This window comes from Pseudomonas emilianonis (genome assembly GCF_023072625.1).
In the GTDB taxonomy this organism is placed as follows: domain Bacteria; phylum Pseudomonadota; class Gammaproteobacteria; order Pseudomonadales; family Pseudomonadaceae; genus Aquipseudomonas; species Aquipseudomonas paraveronii.
The window spans coordinates 1-8329 of record NZ_JAKNRV010000234.1; the positions used below are offsets into that span (position 1 = coordinate 1).

Consider the following 8329-nt stretch of genomic DNA (forward strand, 5'->3'; position numbering starts at 1 on the left):
CATCGTGACCCTGAGCCTGGGCTGCATTGCCGCCGGCGCCCTGGCCGACCGCTTCGGTGCCGGCCGCATACTCGTGGCCGGCTGCGCGATGTTGCTGGCGACCTCCTGGACGCTGTATCACAGCCTGCTGGACCACCCGGACTGGCTGTTCCCGCTGTACGCCCTGACCGGCCTGTTTGTCGGCACCATCGGCGTGGTGCCTTACGTGATGGTCAAAGCCTTCCCGCCGGTGGTGCGCTTCAGCGGGTTGTCGTTCTCCTACAACGTGGCCTACGCCGTGTTCGGCGGGCTGACGCCGTTGGCGGTGTCGCTGCTTATGAAGGAAAGCCCGATGGGCCCGGCCTACTACGTTGCCGTCCTGTGTGTGATGGGGATGGGGGTGGGTGGGTATCTGTGGACGCGTGGCAGGTAATCAAGCATCTGAAGATTGTTCCTACGCAGTAGCGTAGGAGCGATCATAGGTTACAGAGTGTTTCCGAATCATCGCTTCAACCGCCTCGCCATCCCCGTCTTTTCGGCACTTGCCGCCTGCAGCAGCTTTTTCTCCCAATGCTGGCCTTTCATCTAACTGTCACATTCCGGACATAGAGTGTTCACACGGCCTACCGATACTTGGCCCCGATCCAACTATCCCTATCTGCTAGGAGTAAGGCATGAAACTGAAGCGTTTGATGGCGGCAATGACTTTTGTCGCTGCTGGCGTTGCGACTGCCCACGCGGTGGCCGCTGGTGTTGACCCGGCAATTCCGGCTTACGTGAAGACCACTGGTGTGTCGGGCAACTTGTCCAGCGTCGGTTCCGATACCCTGGCTAACTTGATGACCCTGTGGGCTGAGGGTTACAAAAAGGAATATCCGAACGTCAACATCCAGATTCAAGCTGCTGGTTCTGCCACTGCTCCACCTGCGCTGACTGAAGGCACCTCCAACCTGGGCCCGATGAGCCGCAAGATGAAGGACACCGAACTGGCTGCCTTCGAGCAGAAGTACGGCTACAAGCCAACCGCTATCCCGGTTGCCGTGGATGCCCTGGCGGTGTTCGTGCACAAAGACAACCCGATCAAGCACCTGACCATGGAACAAGTCGACGCGATCTTCTCCTCGACTCGTCTGTGCGGTAGCAAAGCCGACGTGAAAACCTGGGGCGACCTGGGTGTGACCGGCGACCTGGCCAACAAGCCAGTGCAGTTGTTCGGTCGTAACTCGGTATCCGGCACCTACGGCTACTTCAAGGAAGAAGCTCTGTGCAAAGGCGACTACAAGCCTAACGTGAACGAACAACCTGGCTCGGCTTCGGTCGTGCAGTCGATCAGCTCCTCGCTGAACGGTATCGGTTACTCGGGCATCGGCTACAAGACCGCCAGCGTGAAGACTGTGGCCCTGGCCAAGAAAGGCAGCACCGACTTCATCGAAGACAGCGAAGAAAACGCCCTGAACGGCAAATACCCGCTGTCGCGTTTCCTCTACGTTTACGTCAACAAAGCCCCGAACAAGCCGCTGGCTCCGCTGGAAGCTGAGTTCGTGAAACTGGTGCTGTCGAAGCAGGGCCAGGAAGTCGTAGTGAAAGACGGTTACATCCCACTGCCAGCCAAAGTAGCCGCCAAGGCCCTGGCAGACCTGGGTCTGAAAGAAGGCAACTAAGTTGCCAGGCCGGGTAAAACCGGCCTTTCTGTAGGAGCAAGTTCGCTCCTACAGAAACTCCGAATTTTTTGGTCCGCTGCCAGCTCTGCTACGCGGCGGATTTTTTGCGTCACTGCACTGTCATCTTTCTGTCATACAGGATCGCTAGGGTGTGCGCATGAATGATCTGGCCAATTCCACCATGACGACGACTTCTCCCCCCAAGCGCATTGATTTCAATACGCCTGAGCTGCAACGCAAGCGCCGCATGCGCGCGCTCAAGGATCGCCTGACCCGTTGGTACGTGCTGGTCGGCGGCCTCGCCGTTCTCGGCGCTATTACCCTGATCTTTTTCTTTCTGGGCTACGTGGTCGCGCCTTTGTTCCAAGGCGCCTCGCTGACCAAGGAAGCCGCGCTGACACCGGCGTGGATACAAGACGCGGGCAAGCCGTTGATGATCTCTCTGGAAGAACAGAACCAGGTCGCCATGCGGGTTTCCGACAAGGGCCAGGCGCTGTTCTTCGACGTGGGCACCGGTGCCGAACTCAAGCGCGTCGACCTGCCGCTGGCGGCCGGCGTCAGCGTGGTGTCGATTGGTAAAGACCAGCCGGGCAGCCCGCTGGTGATCCTCGGTTTGTCCAATGGCCAGTCCCTGGTGTTCCGCCACACCTACAAGGTGTCCTATCCGGACGGCAAGAAGACCATCAGCCCGGCGATCGAATACCCTTACGGCGAAACCCCGATCGTGCTGGATGACGCCGGTCGCCCGCTGGAGCATGTCGCGCTGAACGCCACCGACACATCGCTGGTGGTGGCCGGTTCGGCCGGTTCGCACTTGAACGTGCTGTCCCTGAACCGTGAAGAAAACATGATGACCGGCGAGGTCACCAGCGAGCAGAAGCGTATCGAGCTGCCGCAGATGACCGAGCCGGTGAAGGCGATCTTCATCGACCCACGCCAGCAGTGGCTGTACGTGATCAACGGCCGTGCCCTGGCCGATGTGTTCAGCCTGCGCGACAAGAGCCTCAACGGTCGCTACAAACTGCTGGAAGATGGCGGCGCGGAAATCACCGCCAGTACCCAACTGGTGGGCGGTATCTCGCTGATCGTCGGTAACTCCAAGGGCGGCCTGGCCCAGTGGTTCATGGCCCGTGACCCGGATGGCGAGCAGCACCTGAAGCAGATCCGCACCTTCGAGATGGGCACTGCGCCCATCGTTGAAATTACTGCCGAAGAACGTCGCAAAGGCTTCACCGCCCTCGACGCTTCCGGCAAATTCGGCGTGTTCCACAGCACCGCCCACCGCACCCTGCTGGTGGACCCGGTGGTCGACGGCCAGGGCGTGTTCGGCCTGTCGCCACGGGCCAACCGCGTGATCGTCGAAGCCGGCGGCAAGCTGCAACCGTTGCTGCTGGACAACCCGCACCCGGAAGTGTCGTGGAGCGCGTTGTGGAGCAAGGTCTGGTACGAAAACTACGACGAGCCTAAATACGTCTGGCAATCGACCGCCGCCAACACCGATTTCGAACCCAAGATGAGCCTGGCGCCGTTGACCTTCGGTACGCTGAAGGCCGCGTTCTACGCCATGTTGCTGGCCGCGCCGCTGGCCGTTGCTGCGGCGATCTACACCGCGTACTTCATGGCCCCGAGCCTGCGCCGCAAGGTCAAGCCGGTGATCGAGCTGATGGAAGCGATGCCGACGGTGATCCTCGGCTTCTTCGCCGGCCTGTTCCTCGCGCCGTATGTCGAAGGCCATCTGCCGGGGATTTTCAGCCTGCTGATGCTGGTGCCGATTGGTATCCTGGTGGCCGGCTTTGTCTTCAGCCGCCTGCCTGAGTCCATTCGCCTGCGGGTTCCCGATGGCTGGGAAAGCGCGATCCTGATCCCGGTGATCCTGTTTGTGGGCTGGCTCTCGCTGTACATGAGCCCGTACCTGGAAACCTGGTTCTTCGGCGGCGACATGCGCATGTGGATCTCCCACGACCTGGGCATCACCTATGACCAGCGCAACGCCCTGGTCGTCGGCCTGGCCATGGGGTTCGCGGTGATCCCGAACATCTACTCCATCGCCGAAGACGCCGTGTTCAGCGTGCCGCGCGGCCTGACCCTGGGCTCCCTGGCCCTGGGCGCCACGCCGTGGCAGACCATGACTCGCGTGGTCATCCTGACCGCCAGCCCGGGGATTTTCTCGGCGCTGATGATCGGCATGGGCCGCGCCGTAGGCGAGACCATGATCGTACTGATGGCCACCGGTAACACCCCGGTGATGGAGATGAACCTGTTCGAAGGCCTGCGCACACTGGCGGCCAACGTCGCGGTGGAGATGCCCGAGTCGGAAGTGGGCGGCAGTCACTACCGCGTGCTGTTCCTCTCGGCGCTGGTGCTGCTGTTGTTCACCTTCATCATGAACACCCTCGCTGAGCTGATTCGTCAGCGTCTGCGCAAGAAATACTCGTCGCTTTAAGAAAGGTAGAAGTCTGTGAAACAGAACTCCCTGAATGGATGGTTCAAGAGCGGCGCCCCCGGCGTCTGGATCAGCGGTGGCGCGGTGTCCATCGCGGTCATCATGACCCTTGGTTTGCTGGCGGTGATTGCGGTGCGCGGTTTGGGCCACTTCTGGCCGGCTGACCTGATCCAGGCCAACTACAACGTACCGGGCCAGGAAAACCATATCGTCATCGGCGAAGTGGTACAGAAAGAAGAAGTGCCGCGCGAGCGCCTGAAAAGCGCTGGCCTGCCCGTGCCCGATCAGGGCCCGGAATTCATGACCCGCGAGCTGATCAAGGTCGGCAACCGCGATCTGAACGGCAACGACTTCACGTGGATCGTCGGCGAATGGCTGAAGAACCAGACCAGGCCGGTGGAATTGATGACCATCGAGCGCCGTGAATGGGGCAACTTCTACGGCACCCTGGTCAACGTCAAGCAGGATGGCAAGGTCATCGCTGAAGGCGAGGCCGCGTGGCCGGAGCTGCAGGCGCGTGTCGACCGCGTGAACAAGCTGGCGGCCCAGCTCAAGACCCTTGAGAAGTCCGATATCGGCGCGATCAACGCCGGTCTCGAACGTATCCGCCTGCACGGTCGCAAACTGGAGCTGGAAGGCAAACTCGACGCCGCCGCCCAGGCCGACATGGATGCCGACCGTGCCGAACTGAATGCCCGTTACCAGGACATCGAAGCGCGCCTGTCCGACCTGCACGCCCAGTTCAACCGCGACGCCCTGACCGCCCGCGATGCGAACGGCAAGGAATTGGAAATCGGCATCGGCAAAGTGGTCCACGCCTATCAGCCGAACGCCATGGGCACGATGACCAAGATCGGCTTTTACTTCAGCAAGGTCTGGGAATTCCTCAGCGACGACCCACGGGAAGCCAACACCGAAGGCGGGATCTTCCCGGCTATCTTCGGCACCGTGATGATGACCCTGATCATGGCGATGATCGTGACCCCGTTCGGCGTGCTGGCGGCTGTCTACCTGCGTGAATACGCCAAGCAGAACGTCCTGACGCGGATCATCCGCATCGCCGTGAACAACCTGGCGGGTGTACCGGCCATCGTTTACGGCGTGTTCGGCCTGGGCTTCTTCGTGTATGTACTGGGTGGCTCGGTTGACCGCCTGTTCTTCGCCGAAGCCCTGCCGGCTCCGACGTTCGGCACGCCGGGCCTGTTGTGGGCGTCGCTGACGCTGGCGCTGCTGGCGGTGCCAGTGGTGATCGTGGCCACCGAAGAAGGCCTGGCGCGGATTCCTCGCACCGTGCGTGAAGGCTCCCTGGCACTCGGCGCGACCAAGGCGGAAACGCTGTGGAAGATCGTGCTGCCGATGGCCAGCCCGGCGATGATGACCGGCATGATCCTCGCCGTGGCCCGTGCCGCCGGTGAAGTGGCGCCGTTGATGCTGGTGGGTGTGGTCAAGCTGGCCCCGTCGCTGCCGCTGGACGGCAACTACCCGTACCTGCACCTGGACCAGAAGATCATGCACCTGGGCTTCCATATTTATGACGTCGGCTTCCAGAGCCCCAACGTCGAGGCCGCACGGCCGCTGGTGTACGCCACCGCGCTGTTGCTGGTGCTGGTGATCGCCACGCTCAACTTGTCGGCGGTGTGGATTCGTAACCACCTGCGCGAAAAATATAAAGCGTTGGATAGCTAATTGAAGTGACGCGGATTCAATGTGGGAGGGGGCTTGCCCCCGATGGCGGCGTATCAGAAACACATATACCGGCTGACACACTGTTATCGGGGGCAAGCCCCCTCCCACACTGGACCGCGCTACACGCAGAATTTGAGTAAACCGCCCAGGCGGTTCAACGAAACGAATTGGTAGCACAGGGAGCATCCCATGCAACACGAAACCCATTCCCACGGCATCAACATGTCTGCCCTGGGTCGCGACAAGCAGAGCCTGAGCCTGGCCCAGGAAACCGTGGCCATCGAAGTGCCGGGCCTGAGCCTGTACTACGGTGACAAACAGGCGCTGTTCGACGTCAGCATGAATATCCCCAAGCAGCGCGTGACCGCCTTTATCGGCCCGTCGGGCTGCGGCAAGTCCACGCTGCTGCGCACCTTCAACCGCATGAACGACCTGGTCGACGGTTGCCGCGTGGACGGTGCGATCAACCTCTACGGCACCAACATCTACCGCAAGGGCGAAGACGTGGCCGAGCTGCGTCGCCGGGTGGGCATGGTGTTCCAGAAGCCTAACCCGTTCCCCAAGACCATCTATGAAAACGTGGTCTACGGCCTGCGTATCCAGGGCATCAACAAGAAGCGCATCCTCGACGAAGCGGTCGAGTGGGCCCTTAAAGGCGCGGCGCTGTGGGACGAGGTCAAAGACCGCCTGCACGAGTCCGCACTCGGCCTGTCCGGCGGCCAGCAACAACGTCTGGTGATCGCCCGTACCATCGCCGTGGAGCCTGAAGTGCTGCTACTCGACGAACCTTGCTCGGCACTCGACCCGATCTCGACGCTGAAAGTCGAAGAGCTGATCTACGAGCTCAAGTCCAAGTTCACCATCGTCATCGTGACCCACAACATGCAACAGGCGGCGCGGGTTTCCGACTACACCGCGTTCATGTACATGGGCAAGCTGGTGGAGTTCGGCGATACCGATACCCTGTTCACCAATCCGGCGAAGAAACAGACCGAAGACTACATCACCGGTCGCTACGGCTAGGATGCTGTGGTTCAGATTGCATTGACGCTGCGGTTCTCCGCACCTTTCCGGACGCTCCAAGGACGCCAACATGATTAGTAAAGAAGGCCTTACCCATCACATCTCCGCGCAGTTCAACGCCGAGCTTGAGGAAGTGCGCAGCCACCTCCTGGCGATGGGCGGGCTGGTGGAGAAGCAAGTCAACGATGCAGTCACCGCGTTGATCGAGGCCGACTCGGGCCTGGCCCAGCAAGTGCGTGAGATCGATGACCAGATCAACCAGATGGAACGCAATATCGACGAAGAATGCCTGCGCATTCTCGCCCGCCGCCAGCCGGCGGCTTCCGACCTGCGCTTGATCATCAGCATTTCCAAGTCGGTGATCGACTTGGAGCGTATCGGCGATGAGTCCACTAAAATCGCGCGCCGCGCCATCCAACTGTGCGAAGAAGGCGAAGCCCCGCGCGGTTATGTGGAAGTGCGGCATATCGGCGACCAGGTGCGCAACATGGTGCGCGATGCCCTGGACGCGTTTGCTCGCTTCGACGCCGAGCTGGCGTTGTCGGTGGCCCAGTACGACAAGGTCATCGACCGCGAATACAAGACCGCCCTGCGCGAGCTGGCTACCTACATGATGGAAGACCCGCGCTCTATCTCGCGGGTCTTGAGCATTATCTGGGTGCTGCGCTCCCTGGAGCGGATCGGTGACCACGCGCGCAATATTTCGGAGCTGGTGATCTACCTGGTGCGTGGCACGGACGTACGGCACATGGGCCTCAAGCGCATGAAAGCCGAAGTTGAAGGGTCAACTGATCAAATCCCTAATGTTCCGGGTGAATCTGACGATAAGTAAGGTTGCCCGAGAAATTAACGCCCGGCCTTTGGTCGGGCGTTTTCGTTTGTGGCAGCTGATTTTTTTTGCGCGTTGGGTGAAAGAAAACCCAACGTGACTACAGAGTTTTGGCAAAATGCCATTAGTCAGGCGTTCTGCGTGCCGCGTTTTTATAGGATAAAGGGTCGATGAGTAAAGTCAGTGTATTGGTGGTGGATGACGCCTCGTTTATTCGCGACCTGGTGAAGAAGTGCCTGCGCAACTACTTCCCCGGGATCAAGATTGAAGATGCGGTGAACGGCAAAAAGGCCCAGGCCATCCTGATGCGCGAAACCTTCGACCTGGTGCTGTGCGACTGGGAAATGCCCGAGATGTCCGGTCTGGAGCTGTTGACCTGGTGCCGTGAGCAACCGCAGCTCAAAGCCATGCCGTTCGTGATGGTGACCAGCCGTGGCGACAAGGAAAACGTGGTGCAGGCGATCCAGGCCGGGGTTTCCGGCTACGTCAGCAAACCGTTCACCAACGAACAGCTGTTGACCAAGGTCAAGCATGCCCTGCACAAGGTCGGTCGCCTCGACGCCCTGGTCGCCAGCGCACCGACCAAGATGAACTCAGCCTTCGGTAACGATTCCCTGAGCGCCTTGACCGGTGGCAAGCCTGAAGCGGTCAAGGCCGCCCCAGTGGCGGCGGCTGCCCCGAGCAGAGGCCTGCTCAACAGCCCGCCCG

6 protein-coding genes and 1 pseudogene are annotated in these 8329 nt (G+C 60.7%); all 7 read left to right on the forward strand.

The genetic code is table 11. The features are described 5' to 3' along the window. A pseudogene (locus tag L9Z73_RS20405) lies at window positions 1-412 on the forward strand (MFS transporter); the annotation flags it as partial. Between the two features lie 241 nt (window positions 413-653). Further along, entirely contained in the window at window positions 654-1640 is a 987-nt protein-coding gene (locus tag L9Z73_RS20410; RefSeq protein WP_247404674.1) for a phosphate ABC transporter substrate-binding protein PstS, read from the forward strand. A gap of 409 nt (window positions 1641-2049) precedes the next feature. Beyond that, window positions 2050-4083, forward strand: coding sequence for an ABC transporter permease subunit (locus L9Z73_RS20415; protein WP_247404688.1), 2034 nt, complete (start codon window positions 2050-2052; stop codon window positions 4081-4083). Between the two features lie 15 nt (window positions 4084-4098). After that, window positions 4099-5769, forward strand: a complete 1671-nt coding sequence (gene pstA, locus L9Z73_RS20420; RefSeq protein ID WP_247404677.1) for a phosphate ABC transporter permease PstA — start codon at window positions 4099-4101, stop codon at window positions 5767-5769. 189 nt (window positions 5770-5958) lie between these two features. Continuing rightward, window positions 5959-6792 carry a phosphate ABC transporter ATP-binding protein PstB gene (gene pstB / locus L9Z73_RS20425; protein WP_247404680.1) on the forward strand — a complete coding sequence of 278 codons (834 nt, stop codon included), beginning with the start codon at window positions 5959-5961 and terminating at the stop codon, window positions 6790-6792. A 70-nt stretch (window positions 6793-6862) separates the two neighbouring features. Further along, a complete protein-coding gene (phoU, locus tag L9Z73_RS20430; RefSeq protein WP_247404684.1) occupies window positions 6863-7624 on the forward strand; it encodes a phosphate signaling complex protein PhoU in 762 nt (253 codons plus the stop codon). Window positions 7625-7791: 167 nt separating this feature from the next. After that, a partial coding sequence (locus L9Z73_RS20435) for a response regulator (RefSeq protein ID WP_247404686.1) occupies window positions 7792-8329 on the forward strand: 538 nt, incomplete at its 3' end.